Source organism: Solitalea lacus (assembly GCF_022014595.1).
Lineage (GTDB): Bacteria > Bacteroidota > Bacteroidia > Sphingobacteriales > Sphingobacteriaceae > Solitalea > Solitalea lacus.
This window is the reverse complement of sequence record NZ_CP091740.1, coordinates 4,220,635-4,247,101: the sequence shown is the minus strand read 5'-3', so window position 1 is coordinate 4,247,101 and position 26,467 is coordinate 4,220,635. Positions and strand designations below refer to the sequence as shown.

General features: G+C 38.4%; 23 protein-coding genes. 8 read left to right on the top strand and 15 right to left on the bottom strand.

The annotated features are described in order from the left end of the window. Positions 1-12: 12 nt before the first annotated feature. The 8 genes from L2B55_RS18250 to L2B55_RS18215 all read right to left on the bottom strand — a co-directional run bounded on the left by L2B55_RS18250 (position 13) and on the right by L2B55_RS18215 (position 9,199). Positions 13-780, bottom strand: coding sequence for an SDR family NAD(P)-dependent oxidoreductase (locus L2B55_RS18250; RefSeq protein WP_237847796.1), 768 nt, complete (start codon positions 778-780; stop codon positions 13-15). Continuing rightward, on the bottom strand, positions 777-1,946 hold the full coding sequence (locus L2B55_RS18245) for a DUF4861 family protein (RefSeq protein ID WP_237847794.1): 1,170 nt from the start codon (positions 1,944-1,946) through the stop codon (positions 777-779). Before L2B55_RS18245 ends, L2B55_RS18250 begins: the two co-directional genes overlap by 4 nt. Before the next feature lie 3 nt (positions 1,947-1,949). Beyond that, positions 1,950-2,792, bottom strand: a complete 843-nt coding sequence (gene kduI / locus L2B55_RS18240; protein WP_237847792.1) for a 5-dehydro-4-deoxy-D-glucuronate isomerase — start codon at positions 2,790-2,792, stop codon at positions 1,950-1,952. Between the two features lie 157 nt (positions 2,793-2,949). Next, positions 2,950-4,179 (bottom strand): glycoside hydrolase family 88 protein, encoded by a 1,230-nt coding sequence (locus L2B55_RS18235; protein ID WP_237847790.1) that lies wholly within the window; start codon positions 4,177-4,179, stop codon positions 2,950-2,952. 17 nt (positions 4,180-4,196) lie between these two features. Beyond that, on the bottom strand, positions 4,197-6,170 hold the full coding sequence (locus L2B55_RS18230) for a heparinase II/III domain-containing protein (protein WP_237847788.1): 1,974 nt from the start codon (positions 6,168-6,170) through the stop codon (positions 4,197-4,199). Next, the gene (locus tag L2B55_RS18225) at positions 6,171-7,499 is read right to left on the bottom strand and encodes an MFS transporter (RefSeq protein WP_237847786.1); all 1,329 of its coding nucleotides are present in this window, start codon (positions 7,497-7,499) and stop codon (positions 6,171-6,173) included. A 49-nt stretch (positions 7,500-7,548) separates the two neighbouring features. Next, positions 7,549-8,205, bottom strand: a complete 657-nt coding sequence (locus L2B55_RS18220) for a beta/alpha barrel domain-containing protein (protein WP_237847784.1) — start codon at positions 8,203-8,205, stop codon at positions 7,549-7,551. Next, positions 8,186-9,199 carry a sugar kinase gene (locus tag L2B55_RS18215; RefSeq protein ID WP_237847782.1) on the bottom strand — a complete coding sequence of 338 codons (1,014 nt, stop codon included), beginning with the start codon at positions 9,197-9,199 and terminating at the stop codon, positions 8,186-8,188. Before L2B55_RS18215 ends, L2B55_RS18220 begins: the two co-directional genes overlap by 20 nt. Positions 9,200-9,485: 286 nt before the next feature. Here L2B55_RS18215 and L2B55_RS18210 point away from each other — a divergent pair, with 286 nt between their 5' ends. From L2B55_RS18210 to nadD, 7 genes are all read left to right on the top strand, one after another. Then, positions 9,486-12,560, top strand: a complete 3,075-nt coding sequence (locus tag L2B55_RS18210; protein WP_237847780.1) for a SusC/RagA family TonB-linked outer membrane protein — start codon at positions 9,486-9,488, stop codon at positions 12,558-12,560. Positions 12,561-12,580: 20 nt separating this feature from the next. Continuing rightward, a complete protein-coding gene (locus tag L2B55_RS18205; protein WP_237847778.1) occupies positions 12,581-14,155 on the top strand; it encodes a RagB/SusD family nutrient uptake outer membrane protein in 1,575 nt (524 codons plus the stop codon). A gap of 135 nt (positions 14,156-14,290) precedes the next feature. Beyond that, on the top strand, positions 14,291-15,316 hold the full coding sequence (locus tag L2B55_RS18200) for a LacI family DNA-binding transcriptional regulator (RefSeq protein WP_237847776.1): 1,026 nt from the start codon (positions 14,291-14,293) through the stop codon (positions 15,314-15,316). 168 nt (positions 15,317-15,484) lie between these two features. Further along, positions 15,485-16,378, top strand: coding sequence for a DMT family transporter (locus L2B55_RS18195; RefSeq protein ID WP_237847774.1), 894 nt, complete (start codon positions 15,485-15,487; stop codon positions 16,376-16,378). Positions 16,379-16,499: 121 nt separating this feature from the next. Next, the gene (locus L2B55_RS18190) at positions 16,500-17,378 is read left to right on the top strand and encodes a YicC/YloC family endoribonuclease (RefSeq protein ID WP_237847772.1); all 879 of its coding nucleotides are present in this window, start codon (positions 16,500-16,502) and stop codon (positions 17,376-17,378) included. 57 nt (positions 17,379-17,435) lie between these two features. Next, complete coding sequence (gene gmk / locus L2B55_RS18185; protein WP_237847770.1) at positions 17,436-18,032, top strand: guanylate kinase; 597 nt, start codon at positions 17,436-17,438, stop codon at positions 18,030-18,032. 24 nt (positions 18,033-18,056) lie between these two features. Further along, positions 18,057-18,638, top strand: a complete 582-nt coding sequence (gene nadD, locus L2B55_RS18180; protein WP_237847768.1) for a nicotinate (nicotinamide) nucleotide adenylyltransferase — start codon at positions 18,057-18,059, stop codon at positions 18,636-18,638. 3 nt (positions 18,639-18,641) lie between these two features. On the opposite strand, the gene L2B55_RS18175 is transcribed toward nadD, so the two are convergent. From L2B55_RS18175 to L2B55_RS18150, 5 genes are all read right to left on the bottom strand, one after another. Further along, the gene (locus L2B55_RS18175; RefSeq protein ID WP_237847766.1) at positions 18,642-19,475 is read right to left on the bottom strand and encodes a hypothetical protein; all 834 of its coding nucleotides are present in this window, start codon (positions 19,473-19,475) and stop codon (positions 18,642-18,644) included. Between the two features lie 39 nt (positions 19,476-19,514). Continuing rightward, positions 19,515-20,375 (bottom strand): glucosaminidase domain-containing protein, encoded by an 861-nt coding sequence (locus tag L2B55_RS18170; protein ID WP_237847764.1) that lies wholly within the window; start codon positions 20,373-20,375, stop codon positions 19,515-19,517. After that, on the bottom strand, positions 20,375-21,097 hold the full coding sequence (locus L2B55_RS19125) for a glucosaminidase domain-containing protein (protein ID WP_276573979.1): 723 nt from the start codon (positions 21,095-21,097) through the stop codon (positions 20,375-20,377). The genes L2B55_RS18170 and L2B55_RS19125 overlap by 1 nt, the downstream gene beginning before the upstream one ends. A 195-nt stretch (positions 21,098-21,292) precedes the next feature. Then, a complete protein-coding gene (locus L2B55_RS18155) occupies positions 21,293-21,928 on the bottom strand; it encodes an O-methyltransferase (protein ID WP_237847762.1) in 636 nt (211 codons plus the stop codon). A gap of 41 nt (positions 21,929-21,969) precedes the next feature. Next, the gene (locus L2B55_RS18150; protein WP_237847760.1) at positions 21,970-23,202 is read right to left on the bottom strand and encodes a M16 family metallopeptidase; all 1,233 of its coding nucleotides are present in this window, start codon (positions 23,200-23,202) and stop codon (positions 21,970-21,972) included. Between the two features lie 158 nt (positions 23,203-23,360). Here L2B55_RS18150 and hpt point away from each other — a divergent pair, with 158 nt between their 5' ends. Next, positions 23,361-23,897 (top strand): hypoxanthine phosphoribosyltransferase, encoded by a 537-nt coding sequence (gene hpt, locus L2B55_RS18145; RefSeq protein ID WP_237847758.1) that lies wholly within the window; start codon positions 23,361-23,363, stop codon positions 23,895-23,897. 128 nt (positions 23,898-24,025) lie between these two features. Here the strand turns inward: hpt and L2B55_RS18140 are convergent, their stop codons facing one another. Together L2B55_RS18140 and L2B55_RS18135 are read right to left on the bottom strand one after the other, a co-directional pair. Then, positions 24,026-24,493, bottom strand: a complete 468-nt coding sequence (locus L2B55_RS18140) for a hypothetical protein (RefSeq protein WP_237847756.1) — start codon at positions 24,491-24,493, stop codon at positions 24,026-24,028. A gap of 185 nt (positions 24,494-24,678) precedes the next feature. Continuing rightward, a complete protein-coding gene (locus L2B55_RS18135) occupies positions 24,679-26,295 on the bottom strand; it encodes a S8 family peptidase (RefSeq protein ID WP_237847754.1) in 1,617 nt (538 codons plus the stop codon). Between the last annotated feature and the right edge of the window lie 172 nt (positions 26,296-26,467).

The window sequence follows — 26,467 nt, the reverse complement described above, 5'->3', positions numbered from 1 at the left end:
TTTCTGAAAGGTTTACCTTCCCATCCAGCCTCCATCCACTGTTAAAATGGTTCCGTGAATATAATTGGCAGCACCTGAACATAAAAACACGACAGGTCCTTTAAAATCTTCTGGTTCACCCCATCGATTAGCAGGAATACGCTCAAGAATTGAGCGACTGCGCTTCTCGTCGGCACGCAAAGCTGTAGTGTTATCGGTTGAAATGTAGCCTGGCGCAATTGCATTTACATTTACTCCTTTGCTTGCCCATTCGTTGGCAAAAGCTTTCACCAACGAGCCAACTGCGCCTTTACTCGCCGCATATCCCGGCACATTGATTCCTCCCTGAAAGGTTAAAAGGGAAGCTGTAAAGATGATTTTTCCACTCCCTTTTGCAATCATTTCTTTCCCGATCTCACGAGTTAATATAAACTGAGCCGTTTGGTTGATGGCAACAATCTCATCCCAATACTCATCCGGATGTTCGGCTATCGGTTTGCGCAGAATATTTCCTGCATTATTTATCAAAATATCGATTGAAGGAAAATCATTTTTCACCTGAGCGATAAATGCATATAATTGATCACGATTAGAAAAATCACATTGGTAAGTATAGAACTTTCTTCCCAAAGCCTCTACTGATCTTTGCACTTCACTGTTTGGCTCAAGAGAAGCTGACACGCCAATTATATCAGCTCCTGCTTCGGCCAGGCCTTCTGCCATAGCTTTTCCTATCCCTCGTTTACAGCCTGTTACAAGCGCTATTTTTCCCTTAAGGCTAAATTGATTAAATACGTTCATTTTAGTTTTTGGGTGTTTTTGGTTAAAGCAACACTGCTTATTTCTAAAGGGTGCTCCAGCTTGGTGGCAAAATCTTGCAAATATTGAAACCAGTCATTGCTGGTGGTAATTTTTCCCGCTTTATTCCAAGCCGCACCTGTATAGTAGATATAAGGTTGATTGGCACTTGCTTTACCAATGGAAAGTAATTGCTGCTTATCTACCTTCATAACCTGAACAGAGGCAGGGATCACACTTCCAACGCCTATTATACCATCGTTTCCATGCTGTGGCTCCCAGTAGCCCATAATGGCCTTCTTTTCATCAAGTAAGATAGTTCCTGGTTCCGGGCGTTTAATGATGCCAACAGCCACAGGCAAATTATCACCATTAAAATCATAGCTGATTTCCATTCGGTTTAATTGCGAGCCCGCATCAAGACTGATGGTTTTAATAACTTTTACAGGTTTTCCTGCTACAGACCATTCATCGTAATACAAACGAAATGTACTACGCAACGGACCATTATCCAATATTTCAAAACGACGGTAATTTTTTGAATACCATAGTGTGTCGTTCACAAAAGGAACAATATTGCCGGCGCCTAAAGAAAAACCAACATGATAATAATCCAAACCGTCGCCATGGTCAGTGTGATAGGTTCCGTTTTTATAACGCTCATTAAGTACAAGTCGGTCAGTGCTCTTGGTCCAAACGTCTAAACCATAGGCATTTTCCTTGGTGTCCTCCAGTGCTTTCCCATACATTCGGAATGCCCCACGATCGTTTTCCCAAGCAAAATCATCTTTTCTTTCGGGAACATACCTCGCATAAGTGAGATAATTAATCTTTTCAGCCTTTCCTTTTTGCAAAGAGATAAGAAGATTGCTATTGGCAGGAATACTGACCCTGACCAATAATTTTTTGATTTGTTTTTCCCCTCTATGCTCAAGTTGAAACGGAAGTTCTTTCTTCTGATTAACGGCAATAACTTTAAAATTTGAAGTATCTATTTTGGGCCATTTTTGTACTATCAATCCCCAAGGGATTTCAACAATAGCTTCCTCAAAAGCAAGATTACTTTTGTTGCTGATCTTTATTTCATTTAATGTGTTAACCTGAGCATTCACTTTTTGTATTGTCAACAGGCCGACTATCAACAGTAATGGTTTAACTAATTTTATCATAGCTTATCTTAAATCAGTGATTGAACAGTGATCCATATCCCCATAATCTAAATTTTCGCCGGCCATACCCCAAATGAAAGTATAATTAGAAGTGCCTGCGCCTGAATGAATTGACCAATTCGGAGAAATTACAGCTTGTTCATTTTGCATCCAAATGTGTCTGGTTTCATCAGTCTGTCCCATAAAGTGACATACGGACTGATTTTCAGGAACTTCAAAATAAAAATACACCTCCATACGACGATCGTGTACATGTGCAGGCATGGTGTTCCACACGCTACCCGATTTTAACTCCGTCATGCCCATTTGCAACTGACAGGTAGGTAATACACTGTTAACAATCAGCTTGTTAATAACACGATGATTAGAAGTTGCCGTACTTCCTAATTCAACTACTTCTGCATCCTTTCGCGAAACTTTTTTAGTTGGAAAGGTTTGGTGCGCCGGAGCTGAATTGATATAAAACTTTGCAGGTTGTTGAGGGTTGGACGACGAGAAAATAACTTCTTTAGTGCCTTGTCCGATGTACAAAGCCTCTTTATATTCTAATTCATAGGCTACACCATCAGCCACAACAGTACCTTTTCCTCCAACGTTAATAATTCCCAACTCTCTCCTTTCAAGAAAATACCCTGCTTTTAAACTATCCGGATTAGATAGAGTTACCGATTGATTAACTGGCATTACGCCACCGGCAATGTAACGATCGTAATGTGAGAGCGTCATTCGTATGCTGTCAATTTCAAAAATATTTTCAATCAAAAACTTATCGCGCAACTGCGTTGTGTTCATTTCTTTTACTTCTTCCGGCCCCAGCGCATAGCGACTTTCAAAATAATTCTGCATCTTTTCTTTTTAGTTAATATTCTACTTTATAATCTTTCTTCAAATTTTGTCCACTCCAGACCTTTTTACTTGTCCAATCTTCTGGTTGTGCAGACCAAAAGGTGTTGTCTGCGGGTAAGCCCAGCGTCAGAAAACTTTTATGGATGATCTTTTCATTTTAATTTTTAGTAGTTAATGTATCTGCCAGATACCATTTTTTATAACGAAGCAGCGCTTCAATGAAATAATAGTCTGCATAGGTTAAAGGAACATCCACTTCACTTTTAAATGGAAGAGCCCCAGTGCTGTGCATTAATATGAATCCACCATTTGTACCAGGTTTTGCTCTGTAAGTATCACTAGAAAGGGATAGCAGCATTTTCTCAGCAGCGCCAACAAACTGTTTTCTTTCTTTATTACTTACATATTGACCTAATTCTAATAAGGCAGAAGCTATAAGTGCACCTGCTGAGGCATCTCTGTAGGTATTAGGTATACCAGGTGCATTAAAATCCCAGTAAGGAATCATATCGGCCGGAAGATTTGGATGCTTCAGGATAAATTGTGCAATGCGTCTTGCCTGATTAAGATAAGCTTGATCTTTGGTGAAGCGATACATCAAGGTATATCCGTATAATCCCCATCCTTGTCCGCGGCTCCATGGAGATGAATCTGCAGCGCCTTGCCAGGTCACTTTCTTTAGCACTTTGCCGGTATTTAAATCATAATCCAACACATGGTAAGAACTGTAATCAGGTCTAAAGTGATTCTTCAGCGTGGTATTGGCATGTGTTATGGCTATATTTTTATACTTCGGATCTCCGCCGTTATCACTTACCCAGCACAATAATTCGAGGTTCATCATATTGTCAATGATAACCGGACAGTTAAAGTTTTTGCTTTTATCCCATGATTGAATGGCTGAAATAGAAGGACGGAAACGTGTAGAGAGTGAAGCAGCTGAAGTATCAAGAATAGTTTTATATTCCGGAACACCAAACAATCGATAAGCATTGCCGAAACTGCAAAACATCATAAAACCCAGGTCATGATTGCCCGTAAAATGCTTTTCTTTTTCCAGAATTGCTAAACGTTGTTTAGCTTCCTGCAGAATAGAAGGATCTTTTGTGTATTCATAAATATAAAGAAGTGTTCCAGGGTAAAAACCACTGCACCACCATTGAGTATCACTAGTAATCACTTTATTATCTTTCGCATTATACGTTTTAGGCATCACACTTGCCGGAACGTTTTGTGCCAAGACTTTATATTGCTGAGCTGCAAAGGTTAAGTTCGCATCAATTAATTTCTTCATTTGCTCTTTTGGAGCATTTTGTGCGTTCGCTGTGCCACTTAAAATTAAGCCTGCACACACTAAGCCTTTGAATAGTTGTTTGGATAGTTTCATGAGTTATAATAGTGTCATTAAAGCTGCGTGAAAATTATACTATGGTTACCTGATCTATTTTGATGTTTAACTTCGAGTGTAATTCGTTTCAATTGTGAACCCCAAACTTTGCTCAAGCGCGGATCGTCGAGCTCTTTTGAATCTTCTTTCAGATTGAACACTCCTGGATTATATTTCAATTTTAATTTGGCTTTTCCATTACTATCAACTAATATCAGCTCTCCATTTTTTGATGAAGAAGTTGCTAAACAGGTCATGAAATGCAGTTGCAACGGAGCTTTAACCGTTTTCATTGAATAAACTTCTTTTAACTCCAGTTTGTGTTTAGAAGGTTCGAAAATAAAACTGCGTTGATATTTATTCACCTCCGCATCCGAAGGATATGCTGAAGCGATGTCCATGCTCAATGTTTTTTGGAAGGAGGTTGATTGAAAATGAACTTCCGTGGCTTTGAACATTTTTCCTTCTTTCTGCATTACACCATTTATAGTTGGGCAGTTATGCCATTGTGACTGCATGTTCCAAAGTGTATACCGTTCGTCGCTGAAGGTTTTGGCGGTATAGGTTCCAACCCCGGCATCTACAATAGCGGGCTTTCCATCAACGTATAAAACGAAGTTTCCAACGTCGTTGTGGTTATGGCTCTCATTATTGTGTCCTCCTTGAGCAGCAAAAAATAATCCTTTGGAAGCCCCCTTTTTACTACGCAGGGCAAGTACCTGAAGGTTTGGCAGCCAGCTTTCTTGCGGAAAAGGAGCTTTTGGAGTAGTGGATAAGAGTTCCTGCCTGTATTCCAATTCATTCACAAATTCACTGAAAAATTCGTGTGTGTGTCTTTCTCCATCCGCATTTTGTAGTCGATATAGCCAGGCTCCAAACTGCATCAATGTTGAGTCGTTAAATAATTTCCCATAAGCATATACATTGTCTGGATGAGGAATATTGTAGGCTTTTGCATCAGCAAAATTCACCATCCGGTTACTATCGATATGCATTTTATAAATGTAAGATCCAATGTTATGGATCAATGACTTATCTGAAAAATTTATTTTTCCATAAGAAGCATCGGAAAGTAAGGTGATAAACTCAATGAGTTTCCCTCCAGCGTGTCCCCAATAAGTAGGTCCTTCATCGCAACCGCCATCATTAGGATAACCATTGATGAATTTATCGGCGCTTAGCAATAATTTTTCAAGCATTTTACTACGGTCTGAACTATCATCCACCATAAGCAAAGTTGTAAGCAAGAGATTCCTGTTGATCCAAATGTTCCAGTTGTTTACCATGCGTTTACCAAACCCCATCCACCAGAAATCATTATGTTGTAAATAAGGTTGAACGATCCGTCGATCCAACTCAAAGCGAATACGTTTGCACAGTTCAGGGGAAATTTGATTAAGTTGTGGCTGCAAGAGCAAATGGACCCAACTCACTAAAGCAGATGTTTCACCAGCTGTAAGATCTACAATGGGTTCTTGCGGATCGGCCAAGCCAACACCTGCCTTTTGCAGACTCATATGCGCCGGAAGCACCCAGGTGCTTTCTTCCAGTAACAGCCATAAGCCATTCGTTATTTGTGGTAAATATTTTCCTTTCCCTTCTACCAATTCAGCAGCTATTAACGTGCTTAGTTTATTTCTACGTTCAGAAAGAGAGGCCTCATAGTTTGATCGATTACCGATTGTTTTATATTCCAAAAACTGAATCGCTTTAAGAGAAGGCCAGTTATATTCCATCAATTTATCCGCAGCAGAAATAATCTGCTGCTTTTCAGAGTTTGATAATGATTGGAAAGCTGCAATAACTTCCTGTTTCTTTTGGGAACGCCATTTTCCCAAATCCTGAAAATAATATACTGCCGGTTGCCCTCGCAGAGCATTTGCCAGGTAATTCCTTTGCGGTATTTCTTGCCCTATGACAGGTTGCGTAGTGCAGGTAACAGCAATACAGCTACAAATACCCAAATAAAATGAGTTGATTAGCTTTTTCATTTATTTAACTATTTCTGTAGGGGTTAAGTCCTCATTAAATCTTACAGGTTGTAGCTTTGCTACAAGAAAGTGCATAATAATCCAAGCCAGCAAGTAGGCGCTACCGCAAATTGAGAAGATTATGTTGTATCCTGCCATTACATTCCCGATTGCTTTATAATGATCTAAAAGAAAACCGATAAATAAAGGAAAGAGGATGCCTCCTACTGCACCTGCCATCCCGCCAATACCTACTACAGAGCTTATAGCCTGTTTAGGGAACATATCGGATGCTGTGGTAAAAATATTTGCCGACCAAGCCTGGTGTGCTGCCGCAGCAAGGCTGATTAATCCAACTGCAATCCAAAGATTGTTTACGTATTGAATAAAGAAAATTGGCACAACCATAAAAGCAAAGCTTAACATTGCTGTTTTCCTGGCTTTAAAAACAGGCCACCCTTTTTTAATAAGGTGTCCCGATAACCAACCTCCTCCAATACTCCCTATGCATGCAGCTGTGTAGACCGCAATGCCTGGTAATCCGAGACTTTTTAAATTAAGGCTGAATTTGCTAACAAAGAAAGATGGAAGCCAGAAAAGGAAAAACCACCAAATTGGATCTGTTAAAAATTTACCGGTCACAAACGCCCAGGTTTGTCTTACTTTAAGCAATTGAAACCAAGATATCGAGGCGGATGAATCATGTTTAGTTTCAGAGACAAGATCTGCATCGCAATGGATGTAATCATATTCTGTTTGAGAGATCTTTTTATGTCGAGTAGGAATTTCGTAATATTTCCACCAAAGAATCAACCAAATAATACCAGTTGCTCCTGTCCAGACGAAGGCTTGCTGCCAACCGTAATGGAAAGTTATCAGAGGAACAAATGCTTGAGCCACGATTACGCCAATATTAGCTCCTGAATTGAAAATACCAGTTGCAAGTGCCCGTTCCTTTTTCGGGAACCATTCGGTAACGGATTTAATGGCGGCTGGAAAATTACCGGCCTCGGCCAAACCCAATGCAGCTCTGAAAAAACCGAAACCAAACGTTGTCTTTACAAATGCATGCCCAATAGCGGCTATGCTCCAAGCAGCAACTGAAATGAAGTAACCCAGCTTACTGCCGATTTTATCAACAAGCCTACCAAATCCAAGCAAGCCAATAGCATACATAGCAGTAAATGCCATTACAATATTTGCATAATTGGTTTCTGTCCACTGGAACTCCTTTTCCAATACAGGTTTCAATAGGCCAATTACCTGCCTATCCAGATAATTTATAGTTGTTGCAAAAAACAGTAAACCTGCAATTCGCCAACGATATTGATTAACAATTGATTGATTCATTAGCTATTTGGGTTAGGTGGTTGACTTTATAACATTATCATCTATTCGGTTATTGTTTCAATATTTCCAGTGCTTCTTTTACAGAATTGGTTATGTTAATGAATTGCTTATTATCAACCCATTCTGTTGCCATTAATTTTGAACCCATTCCAACAGCTTTCGCTCCGGCATTTATCCATCCACGTAAATTCTCTTTTTCTGTAGTTACTCCGCCAGTAACTATAAAAGAAAGGTCAGGAAATAATGGACGAATCGATATTATAAACTGATTACCCAAAAGCTCTCCAGGGAAAAGTTTTACAACCTTTGCGCCCAACTTTTCGGCTCTGGCAATTTCTGTTGGCGTCATACAGCCCGGAATCCAAAGGAGCTCATGTTCCGAACAAACGGATGAAGTATCCTCATCAACGATTGGACAAACGATAAAATCGGCGTCTGCATTTGCGTAAAATCTGGCCGTATCCGCGTTTTTCACTGTTCCAACTCCTAATAATAGTTCCGGCATTACCTCTCGAGTCCATAAACGCAAAGCAGCAAAATGTTCTTTAGCATTTACACCTCTATGTGTGAACTCAAACAACCGTGCTCCACCCTCATAACAGGCTTTAATTACTGATTTGCACACCTCTAAATCATCATGATAAAACAGAGGAAGCATGCCATCTTCAACCAGTAAACGAAGAATTTTATCTTGAGTATGTTTCATGAAATTTAGCTGAAGTATCCATAATCTGCTTTACGCTTGCAGTGGTATGGTCGCCCAAAATATGCCATTTGCAATAAGCTGAAGCCACTGCGAATTCCAAGATTTGTTGTTCCTCCCACTTATTTGAGAAGCCGTAAATTAGTCCAGCCATAAAAGCATCTCCACTACCAACCCGATCGATAACGTTGTGACTTATATAGGTGTTGGATAAATAATGATTCGTTTTTGTATTCAACGTTGCAAACAAACTTGTATGCTCAGCAGCATCAGAGAAGCGGAACGTAAAGGCCGTTTGGGTACAATTTGGAAAACATTTGAACACCTTATCTGCTGCTTCAACAGCAGCCTTATTGTACTCCATCTTGTTAGCGTTATTAAACTCTTCATTTATCAACGGAGTTCCTAGCATGGTATTAGCGGCCCAAATATTTCCCATGATTAAGTCGCAAAACTGAACGAGTTGGGGCATTACGTCGATAGGCTTTTTGCCATATTGCCATAATTTTGATCGATAATTAAGATCTACTGAAATAAATAAACCTAATTCTTTTGCTGCTTTTAATGCTTCATGGCATACCTGAGCCAATTCTGGATTTAATGCCGGTGTAATTGCACTCCAATGAAACCACGTACTCCCTTTCAATATTGTCAACCAATCGGTTTCTCCAGGCTTCCATTGACTAAAGGCCGAATGGTTTCGATCATAAATAACCGAAGAATGTTGTAAATCGGCCCCTTGCATCAAGAAGTAAATGCCAACCCTTTCACCTTCCTGATAAACATGATCAGTATTTACATTGTTATGAATTAAATAATCATGTATTGAATGTCCTAATTCATTACTGGGTAGTTTGCTGATGTACCCCACCTGATTTCCCCAAGTTCCCAAGGCAATGCAAACATTTGCCTCGCTACCTCCAACATATATTCCTGCCTCACCTTTTGAGATATGAGGAGACAGTCTGAGCAAAGGTTCACCAAAAGTTGTAATCATATTTTCTTATTGTAACTCAAGTCTAAATAGTCATTCAATTATTTACGAGCAGGAGCGTTCGATAACGTGAAGCACTCCTGTCGCTTCATGGGGCTAATCTAAATTTTTGTGCAAACATTTGCATAAAAAATTTTAAAAAAGTTTGTATTTAGTTAAAAATCTAAAAAATAAAGATTTTGATTTAATTTATTTGTGCAAACATTTGCATTTTTGATTTCTGCCCTATATTATTGTGTTCCAATAGACCTGTTAATATGTAATCAATCGAAATTATCCTTCCAATTCTATGAAAGTAAAAAAGTTTACACTATTAGGGCTTTTATGCCTGCTGCTCTTCGCCCCTCATCATAGTTGGGCACAACTCAAAAAAATCAAGGGCACGGTTAGTGACCCATCAGGTCTGCCACTGGCGGGTGTAACGGTAAGTATTAAAAACCAGACAAAAGCTACGGCTACTGATGGTTCAGGAGCTTATCAGTTAGAGGCCCAAGTAGGAGATCTACTTGAGTTTAGCATGTTAGGTTTTAATAACAAGGAAGTAACTGTTGGCCAAGCCGTAATGATCAATGTAATACTTACTGAAAGTGCGAAAGCACTTGAGGAGGTAATAGTAGTGGGTTATGGCGCCCAAAAGAAAGTTAATCTTACCGGATCCGTAGCAACTGTTTCCGCAAAACAAATTCAAAACAGACCATTGACTAACCTGGCTTCGGCACTTTCAGGAACTGCATCTGGCGTGTATGTAAACCAGTCTTCTGGTCAGCCGGGCAATGAAAGTGTATCCATACGGATTATGGGAACGGGTACCCTCAATAGTGCCTCTCCTTTAGTGTTGGTGGACGGAATTGAAGCGCCGATTAATAATATCAATCCTAACGATGTGGAAAACATAAGTGTTTTAAAAGACGCAGCGGCAGCTTCCATATATGGTTCAAGGGCGGCCAATGGGGTTATTTTGGTTACTACTAAGAAAGGGAAAACCGGAAAACCACGTCTGAGCTATAGTGTTTACAGCGGGATTCAGAAAATGCCCAATTCATTAAACATGATTACTGATTTTCCTACAGTAATGGGGTTGATTAATGAGTCACGAATTAATATGGGAGATGCTATTGTGTATAAACCTGAATTCATCCAAAGTTGGAGAGATAGCTCAGCAATTGATCCTATTCGATGGCCTAATACTGATTGGTTTAGTTTTCTTTTCAAGAATGGTTCTATGCAAGAACATAATCTTTCAGTAAACGGGGGTACAGAGAATATTACTTATAATGTTTCCCTCAATTACCTGCAAAACCAGGGGATGATAAGTAGTACTTCATACAAAAGGTACGGGCTGCGCATGAACATAGATGGAAAAATAAGCGATCGGATTAAAACAGGTACCAACTTTGCAATAAATACAGGCTTACAGAAAGGACCTGCTGATATCAGTAGCTTATTTACTTTTATGAGTAGTCCGGACATTTATCCTAAACATCCGGATGGTCGCTACGGAGCGGTTCAGGATGGGGCTAACGCACAAACCAATAATGCGCTTGCTCGCTTGGAACTGGAAAAAAGTCAGAATCAGAAACTCGATTTAACAGGTATCGGGTATGTTCAAGTTGAATTGTTAAAAGACCTCTTCTTGAAAGGTAATGCAGGTATTCGGTATGGACAAAACAATAGCTCAACCTTTCAAATGCAAGCCGATTTATGGAATTTCAGAACCGGTAAAAATATACAACCTGTTACTACCCCTGGAAATTCATTATTCAACAGTTTTGATAAAAACTACACATTAACCTTATTTCCAACGCTTAATTACAGTGTTACTCTGAAAAACGCACATGCTTTGAGTGCGTTAGCGGGATATAGTCAGGAGTTTTATAAAAGAGATTATTTTGGAGGTTCAGGGAGTAAGATTTTTAGCCCTGAAACACCGGTATTAGCTACTGCTCTGGATAATATTAAAACTGAGGGAGCTGCTACAGAATGGGCGATGAAATCATTTTTTGGAAGATTAAACTACGATTATAAAGGAAGATACCTGTTAGAAGCTAACCTTCGGGCCGATGGCTCTTCCCGCTTTGCACCTGGTAATCGTTGGGGATATTTCCCTTCTTTTTCTGCCGCTTGGAGAATTACAGAAGAAAAATTTGCTGCGGGTTTACGCAATTATGTGGATAATATAAAACTCAGAGGATCATGGGGTAAGCTGGGGAATAATAATACCAACCCAAATAATTATACAAACGGTAATGATTATGCTTATCAGTCATTATACAATGCTTCAGGGGTTAACTACAATTTTGGAGGTTCAGTAGCTGGCGGTATTGCTCCTACGGCCCTTGTAAATCAGGGTATCAGTTGGGAATCCACAACCATTAAAAACGTAGGAATGGATATGGACTTCTTTAAATCTAAACTACATGTTGAAGCAAACTATTTTAACAAAATAACAAATGGTATCCTTTATACTTTAGATGTTCCGGATTACATAGGTGGCTTAGGCGGGCCGGTAGTAAACCTGGCTGAAGTTACCAACAAAGGATGGGAATTGTCAACGCAATATTCGGATAAGATTGGCAAGGTGGAGCTTTCGATTGGTGGTAATATTACTCATGTTGATAATGAGGTTTCTAAGTTCCGTGGCGAGAATATCCGCGCAGGTAGTTTATTTATCATTCAGGAAGGATACCCAATCAGCTCTATTTTTGGGTATCAGGCGGCAGGTATTTTCAGATCAGCTGATGAAGTGATGGCTGCCCCTGTGCAAAAGGTGATCAGTGGTAACTCTAAAGTAAGTACTTCTCCCGGAGATATTCGCTATACGGATGTGAATGGGGATAATAAAATTACAAGTGATGACAGAAAGGTAATTGGAAACGTTCTTCCTAAATATACCTTTGGGTTAAATTTAAGTGTAAAAGCATACGGTTTTGAACTTTCTACAATCTTTAACGGAGTATATAAGCAGGATGCTTACCTGAATTCTAACTTCTACACCTGGCAGGCCGAAGGATCTACTGCCCGTCGTATAAATGCAAAATGGATGGATCGTTGGACTCCGGATAATGCCAACGCTGAATTACCTCGACTTACGACCAGTAAATTCACTGATAATAACATGAATTCAAGTTTTTGGGTCCAAGATGCATCCTTCCTGCGATTAAAGAATGTACAGTTGACTTATAATATACCTTCTAAATTCGTTCAAAAAATAAAACTGAGCGATTTAAAAGTATATATAAATGCACAAAATCTGTTTACCATTACCAATTTTGATGGATTTGACCCTGAACGTACTTCTACTAATACCAATATCGAACATCCGAATGTTAAAGTGTTTAGCATGGGAATTAATACCAGTTTTTAACGCAAACGAATTTTTTGATTATGAGATTATTCAATAAAATATCGACATATATATTCATTTCTTCAGTACTCGGACTGAGCGCCTGTAATAAGGATTTCTTAGATACCACGTCCTATTCGCAGGTGCAGGAAAGCAATTTCTGGAAAAATGGGGCGGATGCTACAGCCGGGGTAAATGCGGTTTATGATGCTTTACAAGGAGAAGATTCATTTGGACTTTATAACATGACAGATATCATCTCTCCAATAGCGGCTCCTTGTGACAATCCGGGGGGGATGGCAGAGTTTTGTATCCCGGGAACGAATGCTACCTCTGGCTTTGCGGCTATGCGTTGGAGAGGATTGTATCGAGGGGTATATCGCGCCAACTTGTGTCTTGAAAAAATTCCGGGTATTAATATGGATGAAGTCTCGAAAAAGCGCTTACTGGCTGAAGCCAAATTCCTTAGGGCATTCAATTATTTTTATCTGATAAATTTCTTTGGTGATGTTCCGTTGATCACTAAAACATTGGGACTGGAAGAAGCAACTACTCCAACGGTAGAACGAACTCCTGTTGCAGATGTTCGAGCACAGATATACAAAGACCTCGATGAAGCTTATGCCGATTTGCCGGTTTCCTATACAAAAAGCGATCTTGGTCGCGCTACCAAGTATGCTGCTCGTACTCTTAAAGGAAAGGTTCAGTTATATGAGGGTAATTTCGCTGCTGCTGCCGCAACTTTCAAAGAGGTTATCGATTCAAAAAACTACAAGTTATACGACCACTATTTTAACCTTTTTGATTATAAGTATGAGAATAACTCGGAAGTAATATTTGATATCCAGTTCAATAATGTAGTAGGAACCGGTGAGGGTAATAGATTTGAGAAATACTTGGGTAATAGGGAAAGTTCGAGCAATGGTTGGACGAATATTCAACCTACCGTTTATCTGGTAGATAATTATGAAATGAAAGATGGCCTTCCAGCAGCGCAATCACCTTTATTTAATGCTGCAAAGCCGTATGATAACCGAGATCCGCGCATGGATTTTACAATCATCCGGCCGGGTGCAAGTTACAGGAATATTCTTTTTAAAGATATTAGGTACGATTTCAAAACCAATAATATCCGCACGGGCTATTTGGTAAGAAAAGCTGTTACAGATGAGAATGTTGGACTTGCATATGACACTCCAACCAACCTTATTCTTATGCGTTATGGAGATGTTTTATTGATGTATGCAGAAGCCCAAAATGAAGTTGTGGGGGCTGATCAAACAGTATATGATGCCGTTAATGCCGTTCGTCAGCGACCAAGTGTTGCAATGCCTCCGATACTTCAAGGTAAAACTCAAGCAGAAATGAGAGCCATTATTCGCCATGAAAGAATGATTGAAATGGCTCTAGAAGGGCATTATTATTTTGATATTAAGCGTTGGCGTATTGCAGAAACTGCGCAGTGGGCTGTTTATCGTCCGAAGGATGACAACTTTTTGGACAGGGTAGCCGCCCAGCCTAATCGTGTTTTTTTGAATCAATATTACTTGTTGCCAATTCCACAAGGCGAAAGGGATAAAAATCCTAAGCTAGTTCAGAATCCGGGATATAACTAGGATATAACTAATAAAAATTATTAGAAAACATTACTTTCGATCATACTTGACTTTAAAGTAAGCTTCCCTGCCGTACAGGCAATTTGTTAGTTCGGCAGGGGTTCTTTTAAAGATATATAATAAATAATAGATACAATGAGTAGAAACAGAACCATAATTGATATAGCCACTTCACTGGGAATTTCCCCCTCTACTGTTTCGAGGGCGTTAAATGACAACCCTCGCATTAGCAATAAAACGAAGGAGAAGGTGAGGAAACTGGCTCTTGAGCTTGATTTTACGCTTAATCCGATGGCTTCTAATCTCAGAAGCAATCGAAGCCAAACCGTGGGGATCATTGTTCCCCGGATTTCGATGTACTTTCATGCGGCGGTATTAACGGTCGTGCAAAACTTGCTGCATAAAGAGGGATATAACCTTATTATCTGCCAATCGAATGATTCTCCTGAACTAGAAAAAGAATTGGTAAATACGCTGTATGCCTCAAGGGTAGATGGCGTAATTGTAGCCTCGACCTTGCAATCTACTGATTTCTCTCACTTTGATGTTCTAACTCGTAAACAAATCCCACTGGTGTTTTACGACCGTGTTCCGGTTGATTATTATCCTGCCCAAATTATAAAAGGAGATGATTACCGGGGAGGTTTTGAAGCAACTGAGCATCTTATAAATTCCGGTTGTAAATCAATTGCGCATATTTCAGGCCCGTTAACCTGCAATCTCTATAAAGATCGTTATGCGGGCTACATTGATGCGCTGCGTAAATATAAAATTCCTTATAAGCAGGAGTGGGTCTTTTTTCATGAGTTAACGTTAGAAAACGCTGTTGAATCTGTGCATAAACTCTTCAAGATGGAATCAATACCTGATGGGTTGTTTACTGCTAATGATACATCGGCTATCGCCGCTTTGCAGGTTGCCAGAGAATTTGGTATTAGTGTTCCAAATGATTTTAAAATTGTGGGGTATTCAAATGACCCGAGGTCAGGTATCGTATCTCCTGCAATAACTACAGTTGAACAACATCCCGATTTGGTAGGTGAAAAAATAGTTGAGGTAATTTTACAGCTAATGACTAAAAAAGGAGAAACGGTAGAGTATGTTACAGAGCCTATTATTACGCCTATTTCTTTAATGATCAGAGATTCGTCTCATTTATAAGAAAACTACCAACCTGAAAGTGTTCATAAAAAGCTATTATATAATTCGTCTCATAACCGGAAGATAATGATTAGTTGGGCTTAATCTTTTTATTGAAACCCAAAAAATCAACGCTTCAGTTTTCTCTCATAAATTCGGATATTCGGGCCCCAAACCGGCAGTATCCTTATGAGCAAAAACATACAAGTTCATTCAGCGCTTTTTCTGGTTTCCCTGATTTATGGGGCAACGTTTACCATTGCTAAAGAAGTAATGCCCGTGTACATTGCTCCTTACGGTTTAATCGTACTGAGGGTTTGGGGAGCTGCCTTGCTGTTTGTGTTGATGGGTAAAATTTCCGCAGGCTCAGCTACTCCCATCGAAAAAAAAGATTACCGACTGCTATTTCTATCGGCTCTAACTGGTACAGGGGCCAATATGCTGTTGTTCTTTCAGGGACTATCGCTTACAACACCCATTAAAGCGGCTGTTGAAATGGTTTGCACTCCATTGTTTGTGGCCTTGTTAGCGTTTTGGGTGCTAAAGGAAAAAGCTACAGTTTTAAAAATAGTTGGTTTAATTCTTGGACTTTCGGGTGCTGTTTTAATGATTTTGTGGCCCGGCTTTTCATTAATCGGAGGAACGGTTTTGGGTGATATTTGCGTGATCTTGAATGCCATTATCTATGCCTATTATCTCATTATTGCCAAGCCACTGATTCAAAAATACCAGGCTATCACAATCGTAAAATGGACGTTCATCATAGGGGCCATATTAGTGTTCCCTTTTGGATTTAAAGACCTTGTGCGTGTTGATTGGGTTCATATTCCGGTTATGATTTGGGGTGCCATCGTTTTTATTGTAGTGTGTACAACGTTTCTTACTTATTTACTAAATGGCTGGGCTTTGAAATTTGTAAATTCGTCTGTGGTAGGAGCGTATATTTATTTGCAACCTGTATTAGCTTCGGTAATTGCTGTGAGTTTAGGGAAAGACACACTTACTTTTCAGAAACTTATTTTTACCGCAATGATATTTGCAGGGGTTTACCTGGTTAGTTACAAGCCCAAAGCAATTTCTTAGTAAATTGACCGACAACCTTATTTATTTTCATAAGGGAGTTGATGCTCGTTTTTCTATCTTTACGCATCATTTTGTAAATTCAGTTTAAGGCATTTGAAATTGCCTATTATAAACATTAATTATGTTGAAATCCATGACCGGTTTTGGTATTGCCAGCCAAGAGACTGACAAGGCAAAAATTACCGTTGAAATAAAATCATTAAATAGTAAATTTTTAGAGCTTACCCTCAAACTTCCTAAATCACATTCGGATAAAGAATTGTTGATCAGGAACGATTGTAATAAGTTAATCGAGCGGGGGAAAGTGAATTTAGCTATCGCTATTGAATACAATGCAGGTGCTGAGCGCAAACCTGTTACTATTAATCAACAATTACTGAGAGCTTATTATGAGCAATTGGCAGAAGGTGCAACAATGTTAGATGCTCAAACTAACGACCTGTTTGCACTTGCATTGCAAATGCCTGAGGTGATTAAACAAGATGAGCAAGGGGCGGATGAAGAGGAATGGAAAGCAGTGTATACAACTTTTGCCTCTGCTGTAAAAGGATTTAATGATTTCAGGGTTACGGAAGGCAATGAGCTGGAAAAAGACCTTGTTCAACGCATTAAAAATATTCTTGATTGTTTGTCGAAGGTTGAAGCTATTGAGCCCAATAGAATGCCGGTAGTGCGTGATCGCATCAATAAATATTTAGAAGATGCGGTTGGGGTTGAGAACATTGATCAAAATAGGTTGGAACAAGAGCTTGTTTATTATATCGAGAAATTTGATATAACTGAAGAAAAGGTTCGCTTACGCAGCCATTGTGACTATTTTATCACCACACTTGCTGATAAAGATGCCGGAGGTAAAAAACTAGGGTTTATTAGTCAGGAAATTGGTCGTGAAATTAATACAATGGGTTCTAAGGCCAATGATGCCAATATTCAGAAGATTGTGGTGGAGATGAAAGATGAGCTGGAAAAAATAAAAGAACAGCTTCTAAATGTGCTGTAATAATTTCTGAATAGAATACAGGTAGTAATCTTCCTTAGTAATTTTTTATAAATAAAAATGTCAGGTAAACTTATCATATTTTCTGCTCCCTCAGGGGCAGGCAAAACAACTATTGTAAAGCATTTACTTACTAAATATCCCGATTTACAGTTTTCTATCTCGGCAACAACCCGAGCACCTCGTGGAGAAGAAAAAGATGGTAAAGATTATTACTTTATTTCTAAAGATGATTTTTTGCATCGAGTGGCTAAACACGAGTTTGTTGAATTTGAAGAAGTTTATAATGGGACTATATACGGAACACTGCGCTCAGAAATTGAACGTATTTGGGCCGAAGGCAAGCATGTGATTTTTGATGTTGATGTAGTCGGTGGGTTGCGTTTGAAGAGAAAGTATCCTGATCAGGCAATGGCCATTTTTGTACAGCCTCCTTCTTTAGAAATTCTTAAAGAGCGCTTGGCAGGGCGTGGGACAGATGGTGCTGAAAAGCTGGCAGAACGCTTTGCTAAGGCTGAAAAAGAGTTATCCTATGCTTCTCAGTTTGATGTTATCCTTGAGAACTATGAGCTTGAAACAGCTTGTGACGAAGCAGAGGTATTTGTTAAATACTTTCTGAAGGATAAAATGAAATTTGGGAAAAGGGAGGCTAAATAGCCGGTCCCTGATCTTGTAAAAAAAATGAAAATCGGTTTATTTTTCGGATCTTTTAATCCAATGCATATTGGTCATTTGGTAATAGCCAGTTACATGGCAAATTATACCGAATTAGACAAGGTGTGGATTGTTGTGTCACCACATAATCCATTAAAAGAACAGGCTGATTTAATTCATGCTCATGATAGATTAGAAATGGCCAAATTGGCTACAGAAGACTCTGAAAAAATTGAAGTTTCAGATGTTGAGCTAAAGCTGCCTAAACCTTCATACACTATTGATACATTGACTTATTTATCAGAGAAATATCCTCATCACGAATTTTGCTTGATAATGGGGGCCGATAATTTAAAGTCAATCAAAAAGTGGAAGAATTACGAAACGTTGCTGAAATATTATAAAATTTTTGTTTACCCCCGTCCCGGAGTGGATTTGAGTGAGTGGATAGAGCATCCATCTGTTTTTATAACTAACACTCCTCAAATGGAGATTTCGGCAACATTTGTGCGTAAATCAATTTCTGAGCAAAAAAGTATTCAATACTTTGTGCCTGAAAAGGTAATTGATTTTATTGAGAAAAAAGGCTTGTATAGAAAGTCAAATTAACAACTAAAAGCTAAATGAATTTGTGGAGTTATACAGGGCAGCGACTCCTGCATCAGTTAGTGAAAGCTCAAAAATCCATCCCTTTTGCTGTAAGTTGTTTAAATAATTGATGATCTGCAGGTCGCCAAGCCCATAAATGCTTTCATTTTCCCAGAAACGATGTAAGAGATCTATCTCTGAACTAACTCCGTTTTGTATTGCTTCCAGTAATCTTTTTTCAATTCTATTGGCTGTAAAATCATCCGTATTACGTTGAAGATGGGCTTCAAAGACTTCTTTAAAGAATCTGAAAACAGAGGGTGCTTTATCGATAAGTTGTGACAGGGTTTGATCGTCGTTAGCTGAGTATGCTTCCCATACTTGCACTGCAAACATTAAGTCAGAAACTTTTAACGGCACTTTTTGAGCATAAAAATCTTTAAGCTGTTGATTATTGATGTTTCCGAATCCTCCAAAGAATTCTTTCACAGAATTTTGCTCAGGCTGTACCCAATAAACAGTTGTATTTGAAAGGTTCGACTTTGCTAAACGATGAAGGATATAGAACATATTAGCCTGGCAAAATAAGTCAAATTCAAACCAAAGGTTTATTTCAGCATATTTTGCAGGGTTTTCAATTTTATATAGTTTTTCAACTACCTGATGTTGATATTCCGCACGCGGTACCTGGTAGGTATTGCTGATATATGCACAACGTTGCTGCCAAAACTCGACTTCAGTTTGTGCCATAAGCGGCCCTTCAATAAGACATTCTCTCCAAATCATTACGTCGCCGATGAAACTACAACGTTTAAAGTTAGGAAGCAATGCGTCGCCGTTAAGAACATGAAGAATCATAGTTGGATAGCTTTAATGTCGGTCTTGTTTTTAGGTTGTTTATTTCGAAACCTTTAATACTTGGCCAACTTCAATTGAATACGATTCCAGGTTATTCCAGGTTACAATATTTTCAACCTTGGTGTTAAATTTTTTTGCAATACCATAAAGAGTATCTCCGGCTTTTACCCTATACTGGCCAGCCGGTAATATTTCTTCCGCTGAAGCAAACACTGTTTGCTGTTTATCTCCTTCATTCGTTTGCTTCTGTTCAAAATATAAGCTTCCACGGTTCCCGGTTGTTGCAATTGCATCTTTAGCTCCATGCTTATCGAAACGATAAAGTTCATATCGTTCAATCAGTTCAATAAGTTTGGGGCCATATTGAGGATTGGTTGCATAGCCGGCAGTTTTTAATCCATTAGCCCATGAGGTGTAATCCGTTGGCTCGAGTTTAAATAAAGCAGCATAACGAGGACGTTTTAAAAACTCAGAATGGTCGTGAAAAGAGCCTTCGGCATGAGGGTACTTCCGAAAACATTCATTGGGTTTATCATCGTCTTTTTGATATCCCTCGCCTTGCCAATCACTGGTACATTTTATGCCAAAATGGTTATTAGCATTTATTGCCAAGTCGCTATTGCCGCTTGATGACTCAAAAATGCCTTGTGCTAGTGTAATACTGGCTGGAATGCCTGTCCTTCGCATCTCTTTAACAGCAATGTCTTTATACTTATTGATGTATTGTTGAGTGCTGTTTGACTTTGGATAATTTTTATCACCTGTAGGCCTAGTATTTCCTTTAGTTGTTTCAGGGCTAGTGCCCCCCAAAGATTTGGTAGTACTCGTCTTTTTATTAACAGAGCAGGCGGTAAAAAATAAAGTAAAAAAGCAAAGAGTAAAGGTTTTCCAACTATTCATTATTTAATACGTAAACTTTGTCCGGGTTTTATTTTATGTGAATGCAACGAATTTAATGATTTCAGTTTACTTACACTAGTTTTATGCTTTTTAGCAATGCCCGATAATGAGTCGCCTTTCTTTACCCGATAATAAACAGGATTTTTAACTGCAACTACAGGTTCTGTTACTTCAGTAATCCAATTTTCATTTGATGGCTCTGCCTGGGCCTTAAAGCTTGAATCTATGGTTTTATTGGCACAAACTTCTTGGTCCCATTTGTTTAAATCATTGCGTTCAATGCAACGAATCAGATCGGAAGCGTAATGCTTACTGGTGGCATATCCAGAGCGTTGCAATCCTCTGGCCCATGCCTTATAATCGCATTGTTCTAACTTAAATAAAAAAGCATAGTTTTTTTTGCTTGTCAGGAAGTTGGACCTGTCATTATAAGCTTCTTCTACGTTTTCGTACTTGCGAAAACTGCCATGACGCTCACCTTTCCAGGTTCTCCCGGCTTTTACGCCAAAATGATTGTTGGCTTTGCGGGCAAGTTTGGTAGATCCTGCGCCCGATTCAATTATGGCTTGAGCTAAAGTTATACTTGCTGGAATTCCGGTCCTTCTCATTTCTGCCACAGCCAGGTCGCCATATTTTTCAGCATAGGTCCTTGCTGTATTACTTTGTGCTATGGCACAATAGTTTAATAACAGCAAAAGCTGTAATATGAATAATTTACGCATCAGTTTGGTTAATTTGTTTGGTTTTAATTCGATTTAATTAATTATAAAGAACTATTTTTTACTTATAAAAAACAACTCTATTTTAAATCGTTACATTTAAACCAAATATTAAACAGATATAACGAATAAATTGACTTAATCTTATCTTTTACCATTGTTAATTGATTGATTATTAGATTTGAACAAAGTCATCCTTTATTTTTTTCTTATTAACAAAACCCCATCTCTGATTGGTAGTAATACATTTTCTACCCGAGAATCTTGTTGAACCTTTTCGTTAAAGGCTAAAATTACCTTTGTATCCTTATCAGGATTTTCATCAATAACTTTGCCACTCCAAAGCACGTTATCAACCAAAATGAAACCTCCAGGTTTTACTTTGTCGAATATTAGATCATAATATGTTCCATTGTTCTTCTTATCAGCATCAATGAATACCAGATCAAATTCGTCGGTTAAAGTTGGAATAATTTCAGTCCCATTGCCGATTAAGTACTCAATTTTATCGGTTACTCCTGCTTTGTCAAAGAATGAGCGTACAAACGGTTCTAATTCCTCGTTAATATCGATAGTGGTAAGTTTGCCATCAGGTTCAAGTCCTTCAGCAAGACAAATTGCGGAATAGCCCGTATAGGTGCCTAACTCAAGGATGCGCTTAGGTTGGATCATTTTGCTCAACATGCTAAGCGTTCTGCCCTGAAAATTCCCCGAAAGCATACGGGGTAATAAAACCTTTAAGTGCGTTTCTCTATTTAATAGTGCTAAAATTTCAGGTTCTATGTCGGTATGTGCTTCTATGTAAGCGTTTATTTTTTTATTTATGATATCCATATCTTAATTTCCTTCAAACTTAAACTTGGAATCGTTAGAAACTATTCAGTAGGAACAAAAGTCAGCATACTCAACTGCTGGGGAGAAAAATTCTCATTTGCAATTTCTAGCAAGTCTGCAGCGGAAACATTATCTATCTTGGCAAATAGCTCAGGCAGGCTATCTACACGGCCATAATCCAACAAACTTTTGGTCATGGCTATAATTACTGAGATCCGAGATTCTTCTGCCAAAGCAATTTGTCCTTTAAAACGTTGTTTAGCTTGTTGTAACAGAAGTGGAGTTAGAGCATGATCTCGTAGCTTCTTTAATTCTTTATGTATCAGCTTCACACAACGTTCTGCCTTTTCTTCATCTGTGCCGAAATAAATTGAAAACATACCTGTGTCGGTCATAGGCACAAAACTCGATTCAATGGTGTAACAAGCTCCAATGCGTTCACGAATCTCAAGGTTGAGACGGGAGCTCATGCCCGGGCCACCTAGTAAATTGTTTAATAGCAGCATTCCGTGTTTTTTATCATTGGTTAAATTATAGGAACGTCCCCCAATTATGCAATGCGTTTGGTTACAGCTTTTTTCTTTCTGTACAGTTTTTGCGGTATACCCATTGGCGGCAGTCCTTTCTTTAGACTGATTGTTTTCAAGTATTGGACTTAAATATTTATCAGCCAGTTTTTGAAGTTTCTTTTCCGAAATATTACCATAAACACCCAAAGCTATTTCGTGAGTGTTGTAGTTTTTTTGGATGAAATCAAAGATATTCTGCTGAGTGAAGGCCTTGATAGACTCAGGAGTACCTAAAATGTTATTTCCCAATAGGTGATCTGTAAAAATCAGCTCATCAAATTCATCCTGAATATGCTCTTCCGGGGTGTCTTTATATGAGTCAAGTTCATCTAAAACAACGCCTTTTTCCTTTTCAAGTTCATTTTGAGGAAATATAGAATGAAAGGTAATATCTGTAAGCAAGTCAAGTGCACGTTCTAAGTGTTCATTTAAAAACGACGCATGTATGCAAGTTTGTTCTTTAGTGGTATAGGCATTCAGATCACCGCCAACAACCTCTAATCTATTTAAAATTTGATAAGTATTGCGTTTTTGAGTTCCCTTAAACAGTAAATGTTCGATAAAATGGGCTAGACCAACGGTGCTGTTTGTTTCGTCACGAGAGCCGGTATTTATTATCAAGCACATATGAGTAATACCTGATTCTTGAGCCGGTTTATGTAAAATACGAATTCCGTTTTTTAGAGTTAATAAGTTGTATTCCATTTGAACCCGCAAAGATACTGATTTAGTTGGTTTTAACTGTAAAAGGGCTCCAGCTTGCGTTCTTGGAGTTTTTTTAAGTTGAACTTTATTATTTGAGAGTGGTACTCGTGCAGTTTTTTGTAATATATTGTTTATCTTAATAAATCATCTTATCAACTATGCAGATTACTCTACATGATAAAGTTTTTGAGCCCTATATTAAGGAGGGTGCAATCCAAAATCGAATAACTACCCTTGCTGAGCAATTGAGTGATGATTACAAAGGAAGATTGCCTGTTTTTATATCAATGCTCAATGGTGCATTTTGGTTTACTGCCGATCTTTTAAAGAGTTATACTGGTACCTGTGAAATAAGCTTTGTGAAATTTAAATCCTATCATGGGCTTCAAAGCAGTGGTGAGGTTGCTCAGCATATCGGGCTTGATGTTGACCTGAATGGCAGGGATATTATTATTGTGGAGGATATCATAGACACCGGCAAAACGTTGCATGTGTTTTTGGAGCTGATTGAAAAGCAAAGGCCAGCTTCAGTAAAGATTGTTACATTATTATTTAAGCCTTCGGCTGTAAAATATCCAATAAAGCCTGATTATCTTGGGTTTGAAATTCCTAATGATTTTATTGTAGGATATGGATTGGATTACAATGGTTTAGGTCGAAACTTGAATGACATCTATGTAATAAAACCTGAATAAGTAAAGTTCCCCAAACGAATTTTTTACATCGTTACAAAAAAAAATAGTTCCGACAGTTAAGCTGAAAAACTGTCGGAACTCCCCATATTAACAAGTCCATCCAAGAACAATCCAAAAGGTAAATAGTTTTAAGGTGTTTTGTGTAAAACAACCGTAACCTCAATTTTTATGTTGGCATCTTTGACCGCTTCTTTCCATTTTAACTTGCCATTTTCAAATTCAACTTGCACCTCACTCATATCAGTGCCAAAACCGTACCTAAATGAATTTGAACTGTCATAACTAACTATGTAATCATCCGACTCACCTTGCGAAGTGAAAATTAAAGCTTTTTCGGTAAATTCAATAACTAAAAAATTTTCATCATAGGCTTGGGTTCCACTATTATCCGGATCTAATACATTGTCAACATAGTACTTGTATTCAACAGTTTCAACTGACCATTTTCCATTGAGCTTAGCGAGTAAGTCTTTCCCTGTTTGTGGCACAGTGTCTTCGTCGTTTTTAGAACAGGAGTTAAGAAGTAGAGTGGGGGTAGAAATAAGAATAAAAAGCAGTATACGTACTGACTTTAATGTAGTAGCGTGAGTAACCATAGTAGAGAGCGTTTAATATTTACTATAAGTTAATCAAAAAAACGCTGAATATTAATCTTTTGTGAAAAATTTTACAGTTTCTTATGCTGCCTTAATTTGTGGTTTTAAAAAGTTAATAATTAACAGAATTAAAAAAGGAGATCTTCTTAATGAAAATCTCCTTTTATCAGAATAACCTTTTGAGCTTATTTCTTAGCTATTTTTTGAGCTTCCAAAACGGCGTTATATAAATTAACTACACCACCGGTAATTGAAAGGTCTCCAAAACTCACTGTTTTCTTATCGTCCGGTTCAGCGCCCGGAGGGATTACTGCTAACTTAGGGAATTTCTCTGTTGAATTAATAATTATATTCTTAACCTGAACAGCACTTAACTTAGGGAAGTATGAACGCAACACAGCAGCAATACCTGCTACTACTGGAGCCGCCATGCTGGTGCCACTGTTTACTTTATATTTAGAAAAAGGGACAGTTGAGTTGATATCTACTCCCGGTGCAAATACATCAACCGTGTTTTTGCCATAATTTGAAAAATCAGCAACTGACTCTTCGCCACCTTTCCAAGATAAGGCTCCCACCTCAATCCAGTTTGGAGCACTTCCTTCATTTAAAAATTTACGGGTAGGGAAGTTTTCTGTTGTATCATTGTTTTTTGCATCATTGCCTGCAGCATGGATAAGCAATACATCCTTTTCAGCTGCATATTTTACAGCTTCATCAACAGCTTTCTTGTCATAATCATATGATTTACCAAAACTCATATTAATAACTTTTGCGCCATTATCAACTGCATATCGGATAGCGTTGGCCACATCTTTGTCTCGCTCGTCTCCATTTGGAACAGCTCTGACAGCCATAATTTGAACATGATCAGCAACACCGTTAATACCGATGTTGTTATTTCTTGCTGCCGCAATAATTCCGGCAACATGCGAACCATGACCTGCATCTGGTCCTGTTACGTCATTGTTGCCATAATAACGTTCAGAAGAGTTTGTCGGATCATCGCCTACAATAGTACGTTCATTAATATTGGTGTTTAAGCCGTAATCCAGTCTGCCTTTCAGGTCTTCCACTGCTTCTCCCAGCTTTACTATTTGGTCATCTAAATCAGTACTTCCGTTTGCAACCAACATGATTTTGATATTGCCTGCAAGCTTATTAATATTTTCATCACTTGTATTAACTTTTTCAAGTGTTGGAACATCAACTTTAGTAACTTTTAACTGGGTTTTAAGAACTTCGTTTATTTTTTTTAGTTGGCTTAAAAATCCAGTATAGGTGTCGTAACGTTGTTTGGTTTCGTTGAACTCTTTATCGTAAGCCTTTTTCAACTTCAAATATTTCTCATATTCTGCGTTTTTAGCTACATCAGAAGTAGGCACAGCATCTTTGTATTTGGTCTCTAGCGGAGCATATAGGCGTGTAAGCTCCATCGTTTCGTGATTAATATTTCGGCCATCTTTTCCTCCAATAAAATTCCAGCCGTAAACATCATCTACATATCCGTTTTTATCATCATCAACACCATTGCCGGCAATTTCCTTTTTGTTCTTCCAAAGTACGGACTTTAAGTCTTCGTGAGTAGTGTCAACCCCTCCATCAATTACTGCAACTAAGGTTGTTTGGTATTTTTTTCCTTTTAATAATTCTTTGTAAGTTTTTTCTGTACTTACTCCTTGTACTTTATCCTTTTTAGGATCAAGGTTGAACCAGTTTTCAGGTGCTTGGGGAAGTGTTTGTGCAAATGCTGCCGAAGAACTCAGCAACAACAATAATGAATATGAAAGTTTCTTGTTCATAATAGCGAAGAAATATCTTTTTAAAATACGAATAATTATAATCTAGTTAAATAAAGGAACAAATAAGTTACCCTTAATGCAGGAGATCATGCAATAAGATGCAAGAATAAAGTTTTAGGTTGAATAAAGCGCAGTCTTTTTGTAGCAATAAAACGAGACTTGTGTAAAAAGA

What these genes read in the sequence shown, in the direction of transcription:
- L2B55_RS18175 (WP_237847766.1), bottom strand. Translation starts at nt 19,475, where the DNA reads ATGATTCTTCATGTTCTTAACGGCGACGCATTGCTTCCTAACTTTAAA.
- L2B55_RS18150 (WP_237847760.1), bottom strand. Translation starts at nt 23,202, where the DNA reads ATGGAATACAACTTATTAACTCTAAAAAACGGAATTCGTATTTTACAT.
- L2B55_RS18235 (WP_237847790.1), bottom strand. Translation starts at nt 4,179, where the DNA reads ATGAAACTATCCAAACAACTATTCAAAGGCTTAGTGTGTGCAGGCTTA.
- L2B55_RS18135 (WP_237847754.1), bottom strand. Translation starts at nt 26,295, where the DNA reads ATGAACAAGAAACTTTCATATTCATTATTGTTGTTGCTGAGTTCTTCG.
- L2B55_RS18210 (WP_237847780.1), top strand. Translation starts at nt 9,486, where the DNA reads ATGAAAGTAAAAAAGTTTACACTATTAGGGCTTTTATGCCTGCTGCTC.
- L2B55_RS18140 (WP_237847756.1), bottom strand. Translation starts at nt 24,493, where the DNA reads ATGGTTACTCACGCTACTACATTAAAGTCAGTACGTATACTGCTTTTT.
- L2B55_RS18215 (WP_237847782.1), bottom strand. Translation starts at nt 9,199, where the DNA reads ATGATTACAACTTTTGGTGAACCTTTGCTCAGACTGTCTCCTCATATC.
- gmk (WP_237847770.1), top strand. Translation starts at nt 17,436, where the DNA reads ATGTCAGGTAAACTTATCATATTTTCTGCTCCCTCAGGGGCAGGCAAA.
- L2B55_RS18230 (WP_237847788.1), bottom strand. Translation starts at nt 6,170, where the DNA reads ATGAAAAAGCTAATCAACTCATTTTATTTGGGTATTTGTAGCTGTATT.
- nadD (WP_237847768.1), top strand. Translation starts at nt 18,057, where the DNA reads ATGAAAATCGGTTTATTTTTCGGATCTTTTAATCCAATGCATATTGGT.
- L2B55_RS18190 (WP_237847772.1), top strand. Translation starts at nt 16,500, where the DNA reads ATGTTGAAATCCATGACCGGTTTTGGTATTGCCAGCCAAGAGACTGAC.
- kduI (WP_237847792.1), bottom strand. Translation starts at nt 2,792, where the DNA reads ATGCAGAATTATTTTGAAAGTCGCTATGCGCTGGGGCCGGAAGAAGTA.
- hpt (WP_237847758.1), top strand. Translation starts at nt 23,361, where the DNA reads ATGCAGATTACTCTACATGATAAAGTTTTTGAGCCCTATATTAAGGAG.
- L2B55_RS18170 (WP_237847764.1), bottom strand. Translation starts at nt 20,375, where the DNA reads ATGAATAGTTGGAAAACCTTTACTCTTTGCTTTTTTACTTTATTTTTT.
- L2B55_RS18250 (WP_237847796.1), bottom strand. Translation starts at nt 780, where the DNA reads ATGAACGTATTTAATCAATTTAGCCTTAAGGGAAAAATAGCGCTTGTA.
- L2B55_RS18200 (WP_237847776.1), top strand. Translation starts at nt 14,291, where the DNA reads ATGAGTAGAAACAGAACCATAATTGATATAGCCACTTCACTGGGAATT.
- L2B55_RS18205 (WP_237847778.1), top strand. Translation starts at nt 12,581, where the DNA reads ATGAGATTATTCAATAAAATATCGACATATATATTCATTTCTTCAGTA.
- L2B55_RS18225 (WP_237847786.1), bottom strand. Translation starts at nt 7,499, where the DNA reads ATGAATCAATCAATTGTTAATCAATATCGTTGGCGAATTGCAGGTTTA.
- L2B55_RS18195 (WP_237847774.1), top strand. Translation starts at nt 15,485, where the DNA reads ATGAGCAAAAACATACAAGTTCATTCAGCGCTTTTTCTGGTTTCCCTG.
- L2B55_RS19125 (WP_276573979.1), bottom strand. Translation starts at nt 21,097, where the DNA reads ATGCGTAAATTATTCATATTACAGCTTTTGCTGTTATTAAACTATTGT.
- L2B55_RS18245 (WP_237847794.1), bottom strand. Translation starts at nt 1,946, where the DNA reads ATGATAAAATTAGTTAAACCATTACTGTTGATAGTCGGCCTGTTGACA.
- L2B55_RS18155 (WP_237847762.1), bottom strand. Translation starts at nt 21,928, where the DNA reads ATGGATATCATAAATAAAAAAATAAACGCTTACATAGAAGCACATACC.
- L2B55_RS18220 (WP_237847784.1), bottom strand. Translation starts at nt 8,205, where the DNA reads ATGAAACATACTCAAGATAAAATTCTTCGTTTACTGGTTGAAGATGGC.